This window comes from Psychromonas arctica (assembly GCF_038155225.1).
GTDB classification, from domain to species: Bacteria; Pseudomonadota; Gammaproteobacteria; order Enterobacterales; family Psychromonadaceae; genus Psychromonas; species Psychromonas arctica_B.
In genome coordinates, this window is sequence record NZ_JBAKBA010000007.1 from 63,040 (window position 1) to 82,384 (window position 19,345).

A 19,345-nucleotide genomic window follows, 5' to 3' on the forward strand; every position below is an offset into this window, starting at 1 on the left:
ATTAAAAGTGATAAATTGCCTATCCTAAAAAGAGCAATCTTTTACATTGTTTACACTTGTACAAGTTATTTAGGTGAGCGAAGGGGATTCGCGATGTGCCCTACGTTCAATTTTTTGTAAAAGTGCTTGTATATCTAATGCAGTAAAAGCAATCAATCGTAATTGTTCAACAATTAATTTAGATTCATCTGACATTGTCTCTTTATATAATTGAAATGACTCAATTTCAATTTTTTCAATCGCAGTCTCTTTTAATTCAGGACGGTAGGTATATAAAATTTGCTCCGAAGTGGCGATAAAAAGTTGCTTTAATAGTGCTAAATCCTGTTCTGATTCAATCTTATGACGATGTGAAGAGAGGGCTGCAATATAGCAATTTAATGCATCACAGCGATTAACTAAGCCATAGACTTCTTGTTTAAGGTGTTGTTTTGAATTGGGCTCAAAGAGCATGCTCTGCCAAGCTGACGTTAATGCGGCATCTGATTTAAAGGACGCAAACCGAGTTTGGCGGAATATAATGCTTTCACTTCGCCCAAACTGATATTGCTGTGCTATTTGTTTAAAGTAACGACTACTATTGAGCAAATGATTATTTACTAAAGCAGGGAAGCGTTTAAATTGCCAATCAGGGTAAATAAAGCTAATCGCTAAAAAGCTTAATACACAACCAATTAACGTTTCATAAATGCGTGCGTATAAAACATCAATACCGGAAGGGGCCAGTAGATTAGTTAATATCATTACAAATAAAGTAATAAATATAACGGCTAAACCGTAATTTGTTCGTACGTAGTTAATGAACAAGAATGCTGAAACGACCATTAATATTGATTGTAATATCTCATTTTCAATCATGATAAAAACAGGAAAGCTAAGTAGTATGCCTAATAGTGTACCAAAACTTCTCAACGTAAGACGTTTACGTGTTTCACTGAAACTAGGCTGACAAACAAATAACACGGTTGATAAGATCCAAAAACCATTGTTAAGTTGAAACTGTACTTGGATAAGGTAAGCAATCACTAATGAGAGACTAATACGCACGGCATGTTTAAATACCGGTGTTTTTTGTTTATAGGCTTTTCGGATTGTTTTCCAAAAGTCTGGGGATTGTTTGTTTTCACTATCAACAACAATAACGGCATTTTCTTTGTTTATGTTAGATAATGAATTTAGTAGGCAGTCTATACCATTAAGGTTATCGTAGATTGCTTGTAAAGCTTGCATTGCTTCTTGATTATTATTGAATAATTGCAGTTTTTGTTTTAATAAAAAAAGTTGATCAGACAGTGCTTGTATAGTCCATTTTAAACGGCGTGAATGTTGATATATTTTTTTTTCACTGATGTTTGCACCTACTTGGTGGCAATCCATGCTCAATTGTAATAGTAATTGGTGAAAGCCTTCTAATATCTGACTTCGCCCAAAAGTGTTTTCTAATTGACTATATAAATATTGGCTCGCACTAATACGTTCATGAATTTGTTCTGCAACTAAATAATATTGGTTCAGTAAACTTAATTCTTGTTGTCGTCTATTCGCTTTGTATTGACCTTTTATCATACTTTTAGATGATTCTAAACGCGCCATAATACTGATGTTTAAAACGGCTAGTTTCTGTCTCGTATCAATAATAGCTTGTTTAGAATTGCCTTTTTGCGCATCAAATAAGTCTGACTTTTGTAGTTGATATCGACTTATTGCATAAAATAGCTGTGAGAGTTGTTCACGCAAGGTTCTGTTAGGACTTAAATGCGACCAATAAATCGCAAATAAACCATACCAGAGTGCGCCGATGGCTAATAAAAGAGGTTGTTCAAACCAAACTACGTTAGCTTTGTGACCTATCATGGTATAGATAGCGATTAAAATCGCACCAAAACCAATCTTAGTATAATGCGTCCCAAGGCTCGCTAACATCATAAAAGCAAAGGTAGAGGTGCCTAAACCGAGGGCAAAAAAGGTAGGGTAAGGTAATAATAATTCGACACTTGAGGCTGCAATAAAGAAGCAAGCGATAACCGTCGCAATAAATTTCTTTCTCTCTTTAGTGTTTTCATCAACTTCAACAATAGCACTGGCCATTACACCCAAACAAAGTGACAGTGAAACCGCTAAATTAGATTGTTCAAATAAGCCTAGATGAAAGTCAAATAATGCAGGTATAAAGGTGCATGTCATTGCAATGACAACACGAAATCCAGAATGTGCGTTAGAGTCAGAAATTAATCGTCTAAGCATTAAAGCAAAAGAGTATTGCATGTACTATTCTCATTAGCGTGGTTAATAGCAATCAGTGTCGGCACAGGATCATTGCTATTGATAAAATACTTGGGTTAAGTGTTAATAACCTATATCGAGCTTGTATAGCTAACTTATCATCATTAACGATGACTTTATAATGGTGAATCACAGCATAAAAAAAGGTTGTGAATCAAAGAGTTGATTTTAACCTTAATTCTTAAGCTTAAGTTACTAATTTTTGTATCTTTGATGTGACATTTTAAGTGAGTTTTGCGACAATAGCGTCGAATTTTTTAACTAAAAAGAGTAATGTTTGATGTCTGCACAAATCATTGATGGAAAAGCGATTGCTGCTAAGGTTACTGATAAAGTAGCTATTGGGGTTCAAGCCCGTAAAGACAAGGGGTTACGTGTACCTGGTCTGGCTGTAGTGTTAGTGGGCGGAGATCCTGCTTCGCAAATTTATGTACAAAGTAAACGCCGTACCTGTGAAAAAGTAGGATTCACTTCTAAAGCATTCGACTTACCAGCAACGACATCTCAACAAGACTTATTAACACTTATCGATGAACTGAATGAAGATTCAACGATTGATGGTATTTTGGTGCAATTTCCATTACCTGAAGGTTTGGATGAAACATCAGTGATTGAACGTATCAAGCCAAGTAAAGATGTCGATGGCTTTCATCCTTACAATGTTGGCCGTTTAGCACAACGTATTCCATTATTAAGATCATGTACACCACGCGGAATGATCACTATGCTTGAGTCAATTAATATTGATTTACATGGTAAACATGCTGTTGTTGTTGGTGCATCAAACATTGTGGGTCGCCCAATGACATTAGAGCTTTTACTCGCGGGTTGTACAACAACGACGTGTCATCGCTTTACTAAAGACCTTGAATACCATGTACGACAAGCTGAGATATTAGTCGTTGCACGTGGTAAAGCTAACTTTATACCAGGAGACTGGATCAGAGAGGGCGCTGTTGTCTTAGATGTGGGTATTAATCGTTTAGAGAACGGGAAAATCACCGGTGATGTAGATTTTGAAACAGCAAAAGAAAAAGCGGCTTGGATTTCGCCTGTACCTGGTGGGGTTGGTCCAATGACAGTTGCCACGTTAATTGAAAATACATTATTCGCTTGTAACGAATACCATTCTTAAAAAATGAATTGCCATTAAAATAAAAAAGACTGCAAATGCAGTCTTTTTTATATTTGGCTGTGTATCTAAATATCTCTCGATGATCTAGGATTTATAGATTATCTAAATATCTCTCAGCATCTAGTGCCGCCATACAACCTGTTCCAGCAGAAGTGATTGCTTGACGGTAAATATGGTCAGAAACATCACCCGCAGCAAATACACCTGGAATAGTGGTTTGAGTTGCGTTACCTTCACTACCTGTTTGTACTTTCAGGTAACCGTGATTCATCTCTAATTGATCAACAAACATATCAGTATTTGGTTTATGACCAATAGCAATGAATACACCCATTACTTCTAATTCTTCAGTTTTATCAGATAATGTATCTTTTAAACGTAAGCCTGTTACGCCCATATCATCACCTAATACTTCATCTAAAGTACGGTCCGTATGTAACACGATGTTACCGTTTTTAACTTTTTCGTTTAAACGGTCTAATAAAATTTTCTCTGAACGGAATGTAGTACGACGATGTACTAAATGTACTTCAGAAGCGATATTAGAAAGGTATAGCGCTTCTTCAACAGCGGTATTACCACCACCAACAACCGCTACTTTTTGATTACGGTAGAAAAATCCATCACAAGTTGCACATGCTGAAACACCGCGTCCTTTAAATGCTTCTTCTGAATCTAGACCTAAGTAACGTGCAGAAGCCCCTGTTGCAATGATTAATGCATCACAAGTATATGTGCCAGTATCACCTTTAAGTGTAAAAGGAGGCTTAGTTAATTCAACTTCGTTGATATGATCAAAAATGATCTCAGTATCAAAACGTAAAGCATGTTCTTTCATGCTTTCCATTAAACCTGGACCTGTCATATCAGCCGCACCACCTGGCCAGTTTTCAACTTCAGTTGTGGTCGTTAATTGTCCACCTTGTTGCATACCTGTAATTAATACTGGTTTAAGGTTGGCACGAGCTGCATAGACGGCAGCTGTATAACCTGCAGGGCCTGATCCTAAAATCAATAATTTGTTATGTATAGTTTCGCTCATATCGTTACCTTGAATAATGAAAAAACAGATCAGCTAATGTGTAATGCTGACCTTAATAATTAATAAATTATGCTAATACTAAACTTTTAGCACATAAACTTCAGTAAAAAAAAACGGATACTTCATAGAAATATCCGTTTTTATTAATAGGCATCACCTACTAAAATGTTACCTACTAAGTTATAGCGATGTTTTTACTGTGTCACTACTTGCTTTATTACTTGCAAATGAACTACCAGCTTGTTGTGTTGCTTTTACAATTGTTTGGCGTTCTGTTGCTGCAACAATTGTAATCTCTTTAGATAAATCTAATGGCTCTGAAATAGTCTTCACCGTTGCAGATGTAGATTGACCTTTGGCGATACTAACTGTTCCACTTTTACTTGCTGGCACTGTCGTTGCTTTAGGTGCTTCAGTTGCTTCAGTTGCTTCAGTTTTTGCAGGCGTCACGTTGACTTCTTCTGCTTTAACTTCAACTTCATCAACTTTAGGTGCTTCAACAGCGGCTTCAGCCATTACTGCTACTTCAACTTTAGGCTCTTCAGTCTTTGTCTCTTCAACAGCTGCTTCAGTAACCGCAGGCGCTTCAACGTTAACTTCTTCAACGATAGGTGCCGTTGTTTCAGTAGCAACAGGAGTAGCAATTTCTTCTACTTTAGCTGTTGTTTTAGCTTTTTCTACTGGCAAGATCTTTTGTGCTGGTGTCACAGGAGATTGCTCAGGGATTTGTTGAAGTTGTTCAACTTCTTGCTGTGGTGTTTTATTGTCAGCGATTTCATCAACTGTTTTAGCAACTGGAACGGTTGCTTTTACATTTGCTGTATCAGAGTCTGAGTTCGTATCCGTTTCTGGGTAACGACTTGTCACTGCTTGAGCTTGTTGATCACGCTTGTTACGTTGTCCATTATTACGTAAATAACGAGAACGACGCTGCGGAATCTCAACAGGTGTGTAACCTTCATCATTTGATGATGGTACGTTATCTGTAGACTCTGTTTCAGCTGAGTTGTCTGTAGTAGGCGCTTGATTTGCTTCAACCTTTTTAGCTGCTTCTGGTGATTTTCTCACTTTAGCTTTTGGCTTTTTAGTTTCAACGTTTGCTTTAGGCTGAGTTGTTACATCTACATTAGTATCAGCTACTTCTGACTTGTTATTTTCAACTGCATTTTCTGCTACGTTCTCAGGTTGTTGAACACGTACTTTTTTACGCATGTTACGACGTTTACGACGCGCTACAACAACTTCTTGAGTATTGGTTTTCTCAGTATTGTCTTGAGCAGGTTTTGCTTCATTCTCATACTTTTTAGTTTGTTGTGTAGGCTTACGATCCGAAGGCTTACGATCTGAAGGTTTACGGTTACCGCGACGTTCAGTTGAGCTATCCGCTGGTTTTTCATTGCGGTTACGGTTTGGGTTACCTTTCGTATTACGAGGGTTACGCGGACTACGGTTCGGTGCAGTTTTTGGTTCAGGTTTTGCTTGAACTTCTGCTTTAGCTTCAACTTTTGAATCGTCACTGAAGAATTTAACTATTGCATTAATAACTTTAGTCACTAAAGAATCTGAATTAACAGCTGCTTTTGTTTCTATTGTTTTTTTAGCTTCAACTTTTACCGTTGGTGTTTCTTTAGTCGGAGCGCTAAAACCACTTAGTAACGGCTCTTCTAGTTCTTCATGCTCTTTTTGAGCAATGTTAGGAATGTATACTGTATGTTGTTTTTCTAACGCATCATAATTGATGTCTTCTTTACCATCTTTACGTGTGCGTTTAACTTCGAAATGAGGCGTTAATAAGTTTGCATCAGGAACAATGTAAACTTCACATCCATGACGGTTTTCAATTTTAGCCACTGCTTTACGTTTTTCATTAAGTAAATAAGCAGCAACGGCAACCGGTACTCGTGCTTGGATTTGAACTGTATTTTCTTTTAAGCCTTCTTCTTCAATTAAACGAAGAATCGCTAAAGATAATGAGTCATTATCACGAATAGTACCTTGTCCATGACAGCGAGGACATACACGAGAAGCTGATTCACCTAGAGAAGGGCGTATACGTTGACGAGACATTTCCATCAAACCAAAACGAGAAATTCGACCTAATTGGATACGAGCTCTATCTTGACGTACTGATTCACGCATTCTGTTTTCAACTTCACGTTGATGGCGTGCAGGTGTCATATCGATGAAATCGATAACCACTAAACCACCTAAATCACGTAAACGTAGTTGACGAGCAATTTCTTCTGCTGCTTCTAAGTTTGTGTTGAATGCGGTTTCTTCAATATCTCCACCACGTGTTGCACGAGCTGAGTTGATATCGATAGAGGTTAATGCTTCAGTCGGGTCAATAACGATTGAACCACCAGATGGTAAACGTACTTCACGTTGGAAGGCTGATTCAATTTGGCTTTCAACTTGGTAATGTGTGAATAATGGAATTTCACCTTGGTATAATTTAAGGCGATTTACATAGTCTGGACGAATCATTTCGATATGACTTTTAGCTGTTTCAAAAGTCTTTGCATTGTCGATAACAATTTCACCAATATCACGACGTAAATAATCACGAATTGAACGTACAATAACGTTACTTTCTCGGTGAATTAAAAATGGAGCGGCTTTTGTTTTTGATGCTTGATCAATGGCTTGCCAATGAGTAATTAAAACGTTTAAATCCCATTCTAATTCTTCAGCTGATTTACCAACACCTGCTGTTCGTACAATCAAACCCATACCATTTGGTAATGTAAGATCTGACAATGCTGCTTTTAATTCAGTACGCTCATCACCTTCGATGCGACGAGAGATACCGCCAGCACGAGGATTGTTTGGCATTAAAACTAAATAGCTACCAGCTAAACTAATAAAAGTGGTTAAAGCTGCACCTTTATTGCCACGTTCTTCTTTTTCAATTTGAATTATAACTTCTTGGCCTTCTTTAATAACATCTTTGATGTTAGGGCGGCCTTTAAATGAGTATCCTTCTGGAAAATAATTGCGAGCAATTTCTTTAAGCGGTAAAAAACCATGGCGTTCAGCACCGTAATCTACAAATGCAGCTTCTAAGCTTGCTTCAACACGTGTAATTTTACCTTTATAAATATTTGCTTTCTTTTGTTCGTGACCAGGACTTTCGATATCAAGATCATACAGCTTTTGCCCATCGACTAGGGCTACACGTAACTCTTCTGCTTGAGTTGCGTTGATTAACATTCTTTTCATTTGTGAACTCTTGTTTAATTTTTTCGTTATTTTTATATGTACTAACTGTTTTTTGCATGCTGACCTCATGTCTGGTTATACAATCTCTCGACTGGAAGTATTCTGAGGTGCGTTAAAAGCGGATACAAATAGGTTAAATTAAAATTAATTTAACCTTGCAGCGTTACATTCTAATCATTTGATTTGCTTTCATAATAGTTATGCCTACAAGCGATTTTATAGTCATAAAATCACGAGGCATTAACTTTGTTATTGTCGCATTTATATCTACTTACAAGCAACAAAGTTTTTATATATTATGCGATCAGGCGTGATAAACTTAACGAATGGAACAGATAAATCACTCAGTACGCATTATTGACATCGCTCAAGAAAATGCACAACAACGCATCGATAACTTTCTTCGCTTACATCTTAAGGGCGTGCCTAAAAGCATGATCTATAGAATAGTGCGTAAGGGAGAAGTTCGAGTAAATAAAAAACGTATTAAACCAGATTACAAATTACAGGTTGGCGATAGTGTTCGAATTCCACCTGTTAAAGTTGACCCTGACAATGCGTTACCATCACCTAAACTTAATAGTATTAAGAATTTAGAGTCAGAAATTGTTTATGAAGATGATGGTTTAATCATTCTTAATAAACCCTCTGGCCTTGCCGTTCATGGAGGAAGTGGAGTCGATTTTGGCGTCATAGAAGGGTTGCGCGCATTACGTCCTGACGCTCGATTCTTAGAACTGGTACATCGTCTTGATAAAGCAACGTCGGGATGTTTATTAATTGCTAAAAAACGCAGTGTTTTACGTGCATTACATGAACAGCTTCGCCAGAAAACAATGAAAAAGCAATATTTTGCTTTAGTAAAAGGGCAGTGGAATATAAAAGACCGCTTAGTCCGTGAACCGCTATTAAAAATTCCTCAAGATTCCGTGGTTAAAGTGAGTCCGTTAGGAAAAGCATCAGAAACACATTTCAAAATTGTTCAACGTTATGAAGGTGCTACATTAGTTGAAGCAAGCCCTGTGACTGGCCGAACACATCAAATTCGTGTTCACGCTGCTTGTAAAGGACATAATATTGCTTGTGATGAACGTTACGGCGATAAAACCTTTGATAGTAAAATGAAAGCATTAGGGTTGAATCGACTATTTTTGCATGCAGCTCATATTACTTTCTTTCACCCTGTGCTTGAGAAAAGAATGACCGTTAGTGCACCACTTTGTCCTCGTTTAGAGGAATTGTTAGGAAAATTACAACGAAGCTAATATGAAATATCAATTAATTATTTTTGATTGGGATGGAACCTTAATGGACTCCATTGATAAAATTGTTTTGTGTATGCAACAAGCTGCAAAACAACAAAAGCAAACAATACCTGATGCGCAAGCGGTGAAAAATATTATTGGTTTAAGTTTATTAAAAGCAATGCAACAGCTTTTTCCAAACGGTTCATTAACTGAACATGCGTTATTAGTTGAAGCGTATCGAGATCAATATAATAGAATGCATGACATCGACACGCCTTTTTATGATGGTATTGCTGAGTTATTAATTAATCTGAAAGCACAAGGGTATACGCTTGCGGTGGCTACTGGTAAAGGACGTAATGGATTAAACCGTATGATGAAGAAAACAAATACTGAACATTTGTTTTCTATGACAATATGCGCCGATGAATCTAACTCCAAACCAGATCCATCGATGATTTACACCTTATTAAAAGAATTGAATATAAACTCATCGGAAGCTTTAATGGTGGGTGATTCAAGTTATGATTTAGATATGGCTGCTAATGCAGGTGTAAATAGTCTAGGCGTTAGTTACGGTGTGCATGGTCGCGATATTTTAATGTTGTCTAAACCTGTTGCGGTTGTTGATTGCTTAGCGACACAACTGTATGACTACATTTAATCGCTGTATTTAGTTATGCTTTATCGGGTTATTAGTAAATGGCTGTTAATAGTTAATAGTTAGTTGATATTTTAACTTAGTCTTTGTGAAATATTCATCGATTAAAAGGAATGATAATGTTTAGTGAATATATTAAATTAACGGGGCGTGGTGAAAAAGGCCGTCGTCCTTTAACCATGGATGAATCAAAACAAGCCTTAACTGATTACTTAAATGGCGATGCTACTTTATTACAGTTAGCTGTATTGTTGATGTTACAACGTGTTCGTTGTGAAACTCCCGAAGAAGCTGCCGGCTATATCGCAGCACTGCGTACTAAAGTTTCAAATGATTGGCACACATTAACGCCTGATCTTGATTGGCCATGTTTTGCGGGCAAAAAAAGACAGCCACCTTGGTTACTGTTAGCCGCTAAATTGCTTGCTGCCAATGGCGTGAAGATATTTTTACACGGTCACATGACGGTTGATTTAGTAAAATACCAAGTTGAGTCAGCCTGTCCTTTACTTAACATTGCTATTGCCGACACACCTGAAAAAGCTAAGATTGCATTAGAAAATGATTCATTGGTGTATGTGCCTTTATCAGCTTATTGCCCTGAGTTAATTGAATTATTGGCACTACGTGAGCAAGTTGGCCTACGTACCCCACTTAATACAGTTGCTAGAAGTGTCAATCCAAGTAATGCGCCTTATAGTATTCATGGTGTGTTTCATAAAAGTTATGAAAAGATTCATGCACAAGCAGCATTATTAAATAATGAACACAGTATTATTGCCTTCAAAGGGGAAGGTGGGGAAAGTGAAGTTAATCCTCGTGTTTCTACTTTGGCTTGTGGTGTAACGCAAGTAAATGGAAAAGCTCAGTATGTTGAGCAAGATTGGCCAACGTATTTAGAAGATTTCTCAGGTGCTCATACAGAAGTGTCTGCTGAATATTTGTTAAAAGTTTGGAATAAAGAGATTGAAGATGCTTACGGAGATGCCGCTGTTATTACTACCGTTGCAATGGTATTAAAACAAATGCAACCCGATAGCTCGCAAGATGAAGCATTACAAAAAGCGAAGCAGTTATGGGAAAGTCGAACTATTTGAGTATTTTCAATACTGAGAGTTTAAATAAAAAGGAAGCTAATTAGCTTCCTTTTTATTTATTATGCTTAGGCTGATAACATTTAATACGATTCAATATTTGGTAAATTATCTACGTATCTGAATGATAATACCGAATAAAGGATGGTCTAAATAATGAATTTCTCCACTTTTTAGACGTCTAGTTTGATCAAATAAAGTTTCTGTTATTACTTTTTCAGTTCTTACTGTTCTTTTTGGTACAGATTCTTGAGCAACTATTTGTACTGTTGCTTCTGTATCGACTGTTGGCGTCTCCGTTGCAAGTACAGATACAGAAGATGAAACTGGTTTTTCTGTTTGTGTTCTAACAATGAGCTGTGCATCTATTTGCAAGTAACGTTGTACATAAATTAAAAAGTTACCATCTATTTCATATAGATCTTGAAGTGTCTCGTTCTTTTGAAGAGAGGCTAATACATCTAATTTTTCAGGGGCAGTGTCAAGATCATTTGATGTTGTTACCGTTGCTTTTCCAAGCCTAGCTGATTGAGGCATATCTAATGCATAGTTTTTACCTGCAAACAAATGAATTGGCAATGCATCTTGTTTATTTTGAATCGGCATACGCCATGCCGTATGTAATAGTGGCGTAAATAATTGATGATTATTAAGTCTTCTAAGTTGCTCTTTAAGTCTTAACCCTTTCAATAATATAAGTCTATTACCTTCCTTTACCATTTCATTATCAGTTATTTGAACTGGGTTTTGCTTATGCAAACAAGGTTGGCCTGCTAAACAACTTGTTGCAGGCTCCGCTTTAATGACTTCTAGGCGATCACGTTGTTTTAAATAAACATTATTCTGATCTAGCTGTTCACTGGTATTTTTTACATCAACATTGCGTTTAAAGACAATAATTTCAACGTCAAACCAACGATCTCCTGCTTGTACGTTGAATGAGCATGTTGTTGCGATCAGTAATGGTAAAATATAACGTAAATTCAAAGCTTATCCTTTCTTGGATTTATTTAATTAGGTGTAATTTAAAGCTATCAAGTAATTGTTTCAACCAATTTAGGCGCTCTGCGCTATTTTCTAGTGCCATGGTGAATTTTAGTTTACTTGGACCGTCTAGTTTAAAGGTATTTGATTGAGTTTGCAGTAACGAAACAAGAAACATCGGATCTACTTTTGAATGTTCAGTAAAGGTAACTGCACCACCTAAAGCATGTGCTTCAATGCGTGCAATGCCCAATTTTGAACAACGTTGTTTAATGGCGGTTACTGCAACTAAGTTTTTTGTTGAGTCAGGCAACAAGCCAAATCTATCAATTAGTTCAACTTGAATCTCATTTAGTTCATTATTATTTTTGCTATTCGCAATACGTTTGTATAAAGAAAGGCGCATATTAACATCTGGAATGTAATCATCTGGTATCAGTGCCGGTATGCGTAACTCAACCTCTGCTTGTGTGGCTAACAGATGTTCTAAACTTGGCTCTTGGCCATTACGTAAAGCATCAACTGCTTGATTTAGCATATCCATATAAAGGTTAAAGCCGATACTGGTTATCTGACCGGATTGTTCGTCACCCAGTAATTCACCCGCACCACGAATTTCTAAATCGTGTGTTGCTAAGGTAAACCCCGCACCTAATGTGTCTAATGAGCCGATTGCTTGTAAACGTTTTTTAGCATCTTTAGTCATTAATTTCGGTGTTGGCGTTAATAAGTAAGCATAAGCTTGATGATGTGAACGACCCACTCGACCACGTAATTGATGCAATTGAGCGAGGCCTAAGTGATCTGCTCTGTTAATAATGATGGTATTAGCCGTTGGAATATCGATACCTGTTTCAATAATAGTGGTACACACTAAAACGTTTTGACGCTGATGATAAAAGTCAGACATGACGCGTTCAAGCTGTTGTTCATTCATTTGACCATGCGCAACTGAAATACGGGCTTGCGGTAATAAAACTTGTAAGTCGGCCGCCGCTTTTGCAATGGTTTCAACATTATTGTGTAAAAAGTAAACTTGTCCACCGCGCATAATTTCACGTGTGATGGCATCGCTAATCGTTTGATCTGTTTTTTGCTCAACGAATGTTTTGACTGCTAAACGTTTAGCAGGTGGCGAAGCAATAATAGATAAGTCTCGCATACCATTCATAGACATGTTTAATGTTCGTGGAATAGGTGTCGCAGTTAACGTTAGAATATCAATTTGAGCACGTAGACGTTTTATTTTCTCTTTTTGACGAACACCAAAACGATGCTCTTCATCGATAATTAATAAGCCTAAATCAGCAAACTTAATGCCGTCACTTAATAGTTTATGAGTACCTATTAATATATCGATTTTACCTTCAGCGGCTTCTTGTAAAATTAGCTTCTGTTCTTTTGCTGTTTTAAAACGAGATAAAACTTCTATTTTAACTGGCCAGTTAGCAAATCGGTCACGAAAATTCTCAAAATGTTGCTGTGCAAGAAGCGTTGTTGGGACGAGTAAAGCAACTTGTCGAGCATTATCCGTCGCCATAAATGCAGCACGCATTGCCACTTCTGTTTTACCAAAGCCTACATCACCACAAACGAGTCTATCCATTGGTTGTGATGAACACATATCGGAAATCACAGAATTAATAGAAAGTGCCTGATCATGCGTTTCTTCAAAAGGGAAGTCATCACTAAAGGCGGCGTAATTAGCTTGATTAAATTGGTATTTAAAACCTTTTTTTGCCGCTCGTTGTGCGTAAATTTCAAGTAACTCAGCGGCGACATCACGTACTTTTTCAGCTGCACGCTTTTTAGCTTTAGCCCAAGTGTCATTACCTAGTTTACTAATAGGTGCTGTTTCAACATCACTGCCACTATAACGCCCAATAAGATGTAAAGAGGTTACTGGAACATATAATTTGTCACCCCGAAGGTATTCAAGTGTTACAAATTCATTAATGCTGCCTGATACTTCAATCGTTTGTAACCCTAAATAACGTGCAACACCATGGTCTATATGAACAACAGGTTGATCTACTTTTAATTCTGCGAGGTTACGTACTATATGTTCAGAGCTTTCTTCACTTTGATTCTCTTTATTTTGACGCCGACGTTGCGTAATTTTGCTGCCAAGTAATTCCGTTTCAGTAATAAAAGCAAATTGACTGTCGATGATTAAAAAGCTGTTCTCAACACGGCTAACGGTAATAGACACTTTGTTTTTACTTTGATGGCATTCACTAATGCTATCGACTGATTTGATGGATAATTTAAGTGGACTTAATAAGGTTAATAACGCTTCTTTACGTCCAGCTGACTCAACACTTAATAATACTTTACCAGGAAAGTCTTCAATGAAAGCTGCAATGTTGGCCAGTGGGTTTTTATCTTTATGATGAATTTTTATATCTGGCAGGGTTGTTAACGGTAAATTAGTTTTACCTGCTTTAGGCGCTGCAAAAGAATCTTGTTGTAATTGATACTTAGGAAATTCATTTAAACGTTTAAAGCATTGTTCTTGTCGTAAATAAAGGGCGATAGGTTGCAATAAAGGGCGTAATAAATCAACGCCTCGTTCTTCAAAACGGTGTTCTATAGTTTTCCAAAAACTATCAATGGCACTATTAATATCACCGACAATGCACAGACGAGTTTGTTTAGGGAAATAGTCAAATAAAGTGGCGGTGTCATTAAAAAATAACGGTAAGTAGTATTCAATACCAGCTGGTAAGTTTGATTGAGAAATTTGCTGGTAAATAGAATTCGCACTAGTAGATAATTTTGAAGGAAATTTTTCACTATAGGCTGTTTTAAAGTTCACAATAGCCTGTTTATCCGTTGCAAATTCATGCGCAGGTAACATTTTAATTTCTTTTATTGTTGGTAATGAACGTTGTGTTTCAGTATCAAAAGGGCGTATCGAATCAACTTCATCATCAAAAAAGTCAATACGATAAGGCGTATTACTGGCCATTGGGTAAATATCTAACAACGATCCTCTTGCACAAAACTCACCGTGCTCGCGTACTTGATCGACTGAGTAGTAACCTGCTTCTTGAAGCTGTTCACGTAATATTTGTAATTCTAATTTTTGCCCTGTTTTAACCACTAAAGTATGTTGTTTTAAATAACTTGGAGGCGCTAATCTTAATAGTAAAGTGGTGACTGGGACTATTAATATGCCATTTGTCATGGATGGTAATTGATACAAGGTTTCTATACGGGTTGAAATAATATCTTGGTGGGGTGAAAAATGATCATAAGGCAAAGTTTCCCAATCAGGGAATAATTTTACTTCAAACTTACCTTCAGCAAAATAAAGCAGCTCTTGGTGCAACTTAATGGCGCTAGGCGTGTCATTAACCACAACGACTAAAGGAGACTTCTGTGGGTTATCTTCAGCGCATTGGTTAATAACAAAACTTTGACTACTGCCAACTAAATTAGCAAGTTGTTGCGTGTCACTAGAAGATTTCAAAGACGGTACATTAAGTAAACTGTTCATATTATTGACTTATTTTCACTTTTTTTTGCTAATTATAGAATGTGTTTATTTAACTATTCGATACAGAGCGAACAGTTAATAATAGTTATGAGTTTAGGTATTTAATTCACGTTGTTTAGCTCTGTTTTTTAGCTGTTGTGATTGTACATGTAGACTTGCTCTAATCAATAGCTCTCTATCTTGTTCGCGTATAAAGCTGTAGGTGCAAGTGCACTCTGTATCATTAATTTCAGACACGCTAGCATAACAGTAGATAGCTGATGACTCTTCAGGTAAAAATATTTTAAGACGAACATTATCATCTACTTTCAATGTGTTGCTACTTTTTATGATAATGCTACCAGCACTAAATTTAATCGTTTGATAACGAGATTTCTCATCATCTTGTTGTGTCAGTACATAACTCAGCAGTGTATTGATTTTTTGATTCTGTGCTTGTAGATAATTCCATAGTGCTTGTGTATTATCGCTGTTTAATTTTAACGGCGCTAAAATGCTCGCATCGGCTTTTGCAAGATCGCTTGCCATTCTGAATGGTCCTGGGATCTCTTCTTCAAAAGCGAGTTGATTAAGTGGTAAATCGTTTTGATCAATTGATTTTAAATTGATTGATAGTACATGCTTTACTAAAAAATATTCATTATTGTTCATATCTACAAACCAAGCTGTTATTGAATGATACAGAAAAACCTTATTGTAGGAGTTTTGTCTGTCTTAGCGAATAAAGATACATTAGAATGGCCTGCATTAAAATGTAATCAACAAGTTAAGTCTAGATTTAGCGCTATTAATGTTGATTGTTGGCGGATAACGCTATTTTAATAACAATCATGCTTTATACCAATGGAATTAAATAAGTGATCAGAGATTGCGCAGGAAAAATTAACACTAATAAGGCGTGAGTTGTAGGGGATAGTTGTTCTCACTTCAAAACTCACAACGCAGTTAGGGGTGATTTTAACCAGTAAGAATGATCACCTTATTAATTCTTTTGGTATTATTAAGACAACTAAAATAAAAAGGTAACTATGTTTTATCCTTTGAGTGTATTTATCGGTTTGCGATATACAAAATCTAAACGTAATAATCAATTTGTCTCGTTTGTTTCTTTATTTTCTACTGGCGGCATTATTTTAGGTGTTTTAGCCTTAATTACTGTTTTGTCGGTGATGAATGGTTTTGAAGGTGAATTAAAACAGCGAATTCTTGGTGCTATTCCCCACGCTAAACTCACTAATCAATCTCAAATGATTGATAACTGGCAACAACGTATTGACTTGATACCTTCCGACCCATCAGTTGTAAGTATTGAGCCTATGATAAATGCTGAAGCAATTTTACAAAGTAAAACAGGATTGCAAGGTGTAAAAATAGAAGGTATTTATCCAGAAAAATACGGAAGTAAAACAGTACAAGATAATATCATTATCGGTAGTCTTGATGACTTAAAAGCCAGTGAATACAACATCATTATTGGTGATCAATTAGCAAATAAATTAGGTGTTCGTTTAGGTGATAAAGTCAGAGTGACTTCAACGAGAGGTGTTCGCTATACCCCACTTGGCCAAGTTCCTAGCCAACGTAACTTCACTATTGCTGGTTTCTTTAACGTTGGTTCGGATGTCGACCAATATCTGGTGTTAATGCATGCTGAAGATGCTGCTCGATTAATCCGTATCAATATTAATCAAGTGACAGATTTACGTTTTTATTTTACCGAACCTTTTGCCGTGGAATCTTGGCAACCTCCTGCACTTAATGATAACGAAATAATTATAGATTGGCGTAGCACTCACGGTGAACTTTTTGCTGCGGTAAAAATGGAAAAAAATATGATTTGGTTGTTGTTATGTTTAATCATCGCTGTGGCAGCTTTTAACATATTATCTTCGTCGGTTATGGTGGTGACAGATAAAAGTGCAGAAGTCGCGATTTTAAAAACCTTAGGCATTCAAGCTTCTACCATTAATTTTATTTTTATTATTCAAGGTGCTTTCAGCGGTATTATTGGAGCCTTAATAGGAACAGGTTTAGGTTTGTTATTAAGTACTTATATTAATGAAGTTATGACATTTTTAGGTTTACATTTATTAGCAAATGCCTCAGGAGGCGCACGCATATTACCCGTTGTACATGAACCAATACAAATAGTTTCAATCATGTTTGGTGCTATGTTTTTAAGTTTATTAGCTACTTTATATCCTGCTTATCGTGCAGGTAAAGTGAGCCCAGTAGAGGCATTAAGATATGAATAATTCAATAATAGTATGTGATGATTTAAGTAAAGTTTATCAAGAAGGGCGTTTAGCAACACCGGTACTACAGGGAGTCAACTTATCTGTCGCTAAAGGCGAACTACTCGCGATAGTGGGGACATCTGGCTCAGGCAAAAGTACACTTTTACACTTATTAGGTGCGCTTGATGCACCTACAACAGGTAATATTCTTTTTAATGGTAAAAATATACATCAGTTGTCTTCAAAGTTGCAGTCTAAATGGCGTAACCAAGAGCTCGGTTTTGTATACCAATTTCATCACTTATTATCAGAATTTAGTGCATTAGAAAATGTAGCTATGCCGTTATTGATTGCGGGAGAACCAATAAAATCCGCACAAAAAAAGGCAATTGAATTATTAAAAAGAGTAGGGCTTAGTGAACGGATTGAACATAGACCTTCTGAGTTGTCAGGAGGGGAAAGACAGCGTGTTGCTATTGCTCGTGCATTAATCAATAAACCATCATTGGTACTTGCAGATGAACCCACTGGTAATTTAGATGCTAAAAGTGCTGAGTCTGTTTATCAATTATTAAGAGAGTTAAATACTGAATTTGGTACTGCGTTTATTGTTGTTACACATGATCAACAATTAGCGAGCAAATTAGATAGACAGTTATATATGAGTAATGGCATTTTAAAGGATACGCAATAATGTTTAGGCCTTTATCGTTATTTGTTGGCTTACGTTATAGTAAAGCCAAGCATAAGAATAAATTTGTTTCCTTTATTTCAATGGCCTCTATTTTCGGTATTGTGTTAGGTGTTGCTGTTTTAATTGTTGGCCTTTCGACCATGAACGGTTTTGAAAATGCATTAAGGGATAAATTGTTATCTGTTATTCCCCATGCTGAATTAGAAGTGGTGAAAGGTGATTTTGAGGATGAAACCAATATTCTTGCTCAAGTAAGAGCGCATCCTGGTGTGACAGGTGCAAGCCCTTATATTGTGATGAATGCATTATTACAAAACAATATTAAAATGAAAGCCTTACAAATGAGGGCGATCACTCCTGAAACAGAAACCCAAGTAACAGCGATTGAAAAGTATATCAAACAGGGTGGTTGGGAATTATTGTCAACAACGGACAGTAGCATTATTTTAGGTGAACCTGTTGCTAAACAGCTTGGCTTAAGTGTTGGTGAGCATGTCACTTTATTATTGCCACAAATCAGTAGCGATAAATTAAGAGCGCCACGTAAATTTATGTTTACATTGACTGGTACTTTTAAAATGGGTGGACAAGTCGACAGTACATTAGGTTTTATCCATATTAATAAAGCTAAAGAAATGCTTAATCTTAATCATGCTACTGGTATCGCATTTAAAGTCGATGATGTCTTACAGGCACAGGTATTGTCGAGAGAAGTGGCTTATAGCATTCCTGTTTATATGTATATAAAGAGCTGGATCACCAGTCAAGGTTACCTTTATCAAGATATTCAAATGGTTAAATCATTGATGTACGTGATTTTGCTCTTAGTAGTCGCCGTTGCTTGTTTTAATATTGTATCTACATTAGTGATGGCGGTTAATGAAAAACGTGGAGATATTGCCATCTTAAAAACTATGGGGGCTGATAAATGGTCTTTACGCGCTATCTTTATTGTTCAAGGTGCCTTTAATGGTTTAGTGGGATGTATTTTCGGCGCTTTACTTGGCGTATATTTAGCCATCAACTTAAGCAGTATATTTAGTACTTTTGAAGAGTTGTTAGGACGAAAATTGCTTTCTGGTGATATCTATTTCATTGATTACTTACCGTCACAATTAGATTATAAACAGGTGTTTATTATTGCTGGTGTCGCCTTTGTGATGAGTGTTGTTGCAACCATCTATCCTGCTTGGACGGCTAGTAATATTGAGCCAGCCAAAGAGTTAGGTTACAGCCATTAATCT

Annotated in this window: 13 protein-coding genes; 7 read left to right on the forward strand and 6 right to left on the reverse strand. The window is 36.6% G+C overall.

Annotated elements, in window-relative coordinates; all coding sequences use genetic code 11:
* Positions 1-69 precede the first annotated feature (69 nt).
* Positions 70-2,265: an FUSC family membrane protein gene (locus tag V6255_RS04660; RefSeq protein WP_341627085.1), complete on the reverse strand. Its 2,196-nt coding sequence runs from the start codon at positions 2,263-2,265 to the stop codon at positions 70-72.
* 298 nt (positions 2,266-2,563) lie between these two features.
* On the opposite strand from V6255_RS04660, the gene folD reads away from it, so the two are divergent.
* Positions 2,564-3,418, forward strand: a complete 855-nt coding sequence (gene folD, locus V6255_RS04665) for a bifunctional methylenetetrahydrofolate dehydrogenase/methenyltetrahydrofolate cyclohydrolase FolD (RefSeq protein ID WP_341627086.1) — start codon at positions 2,564-2,566, stop codon at positions 3,416-3,418.
* A gap of 91 nt (positions 3,419-3,509) precedes the next feature.
* Here folD and trxB read toward each other — a convergent pair whose 3' ends face one another.
* Positions 3,510-4,460: a thioredoxin-disulfide reductase gene (trxB, locus tag V6255_RS04670; protein ID WP_025563576.1), complete on the reverse strand. Its 951-nt coding sequence runs from the start codon at positions 4,458-4,460 to the stop codon at positions 3,510-3,512.
* 180 nt (positions 4,461-4,640) lie between these two features.
* On the reverse strand, positions 4,641-7,682 hold the full coding sequence (gene rne, locus V6255_RS04675; RefSeq protein WP_341627087.1) for a ribonuclease E: 3,042 nt from the start codon (positions 7,680-7,682) through the stop codon (positions 4,641-4,643).
* Between the two features lie 326 nt (positions 7,683-8,008).
* Here rne and rluC point away from each other — a divergent pair, with 326 nt between their 5' ends.
* The 3 genes from rluC (at position 8,009) to V6255_RS04690 (ending at position 10,687) form a co-directional block, all read left to right on the forward strand.
* Positions 8,009-8,947 carry a 23S rRNA pseudouridine(955/2504/2580) synthase RluC gene (rluC, locus tag V6255_RS04680; RefSeq protein ID WP_341627088.1) on the forward strand — a complete coding sequence of 313 codons (939 nt, stop codon included), beginning with the start codon at positions 8,009-8,011 and terminating at the stop codon, positions 8,945-8,947.
* Between the two features lies 1 nt (position 8,948).
* Positions 8,949-9,593 (forward strand): HAD-IIIA family hydrolase, encoded by a 645-nt coding sequence (locus tag V6255_RS04685; RefSeq protein WP_341627089.1) that lies wholly within the window; start codon positions 8,949-8,951, stop codon positions 9,591-9,593.
* Positions 9,594-9,709: 116 nt separating this feature from the next.
* Positions 9,710-10,687: a glycosyl transferase family protein gene (locus tag V6255_RS04690; RefSeq protein ID WP_341627090.1), complete on the forward strand. Its 978-nt coding sequence runs from the start codon at positions 9,710-9,712 to the stop codon at positions 10,685-10,687.
* A 105-nt stretch (positions 10,688-10,792) separates the two neighbouring features.
* Here V6255_RS04690 and V6255_RS04695 read toward each other — a convergent pair whose 3' ends face one another.
* The 3 genes from V6255_RS04695 to V6255_RS04705 all read right to left on the reverse strand — a co-directional run bounded on the left by V6255_RS04695 (position 10,793) and on the right by V6255_RS04705 (position 15,821).
* Entirely contained in the window at positions 10,793-11,671 is an 879-nt protein-coding gene (locus V6255_RS04695) for a CsiV family protein (RefSeq protein WP_341627091.1), read from the reverse strand.
* A gap of 19 nt (positions 11,672-11,690) precedes the next feature.
* The gene (gene mfd, locus V6255_RS04700; RefSeq protein WP_341627092.1) at positions 11,691-15,170 is read right to left on the reverse strand and encodes a transcription-repair coupling factor; all 3,480 of its coding nucleotides are present in this window, start codon (positions 15,168-15,170) and stop codon (positions 11,691-11,693) included.
* Positions 15,171-15,263: 93 nt separating this feature from the next.
* Entirely contained in the window at positions 15,264-15,821 is a 558-nt protein-coding gene (locus V6255_RS04705; RefSeq protein WP_341627093.1) for a PilZ domain-containing protein, read from the reverse strand.
* Between the two features lie 377 nt (positions 15,822-16,198).
* On the opposite strand from V6255_RS04705, the gene V6255_RS04710 reads away from it, so the two are divergent.
* Genes V6255_RS04710 through lolE form a run of 3 tightly spaced genes read left to right on the forward strand, consistent with a single transcriptional unit; the run spans position 16,199 to position 19,342 of the window.
* Entirely contained in the window at positions 16,199-17,425 is a 1,227-nt protein-coding gene (locus V6255_RS04710) for a lipoprotein-releasing ABC transporter permease subunit (RefSeq protein WP_341627094.1), read from the forward strand.
* The gene (lolD, locus tag V6255_RS04715) at positions 17,418-18,101 is read left to right on the forward strand and encodes a lipoprotein-releasing ABC transporter ATP-binding protein LolD (RefSeq protein ID WP_341627095.1); all 684 of its coding nucleotides are present in this window, start codon (positions 17,418-17,420) and stop codon (positions 18,099-18,101) included. The genes V6255_RS04710 and lolD overlap by 8 nt, the downstream gene beginning before the upstream one ends.
* Positions 18,101-19,342: a lipoprotein-releasing ABC transporter permease subunit LolE gene (lolE, locus tag V6255_RS04720; RefSeq protein WP_341627096.1), complete on the forward strand. Its 1,242-nt coding sequence runs from the start codon at positions 18,101-18,103 to the stop codon at positions 19,340-19,342. The genes lolD and lolE overlap by 1 nt, the downstream gene beginning before the upstream one ends.
* The last annotated feature ends 3 nt before the right edge of the window (positions 19,343-19,345 follow it).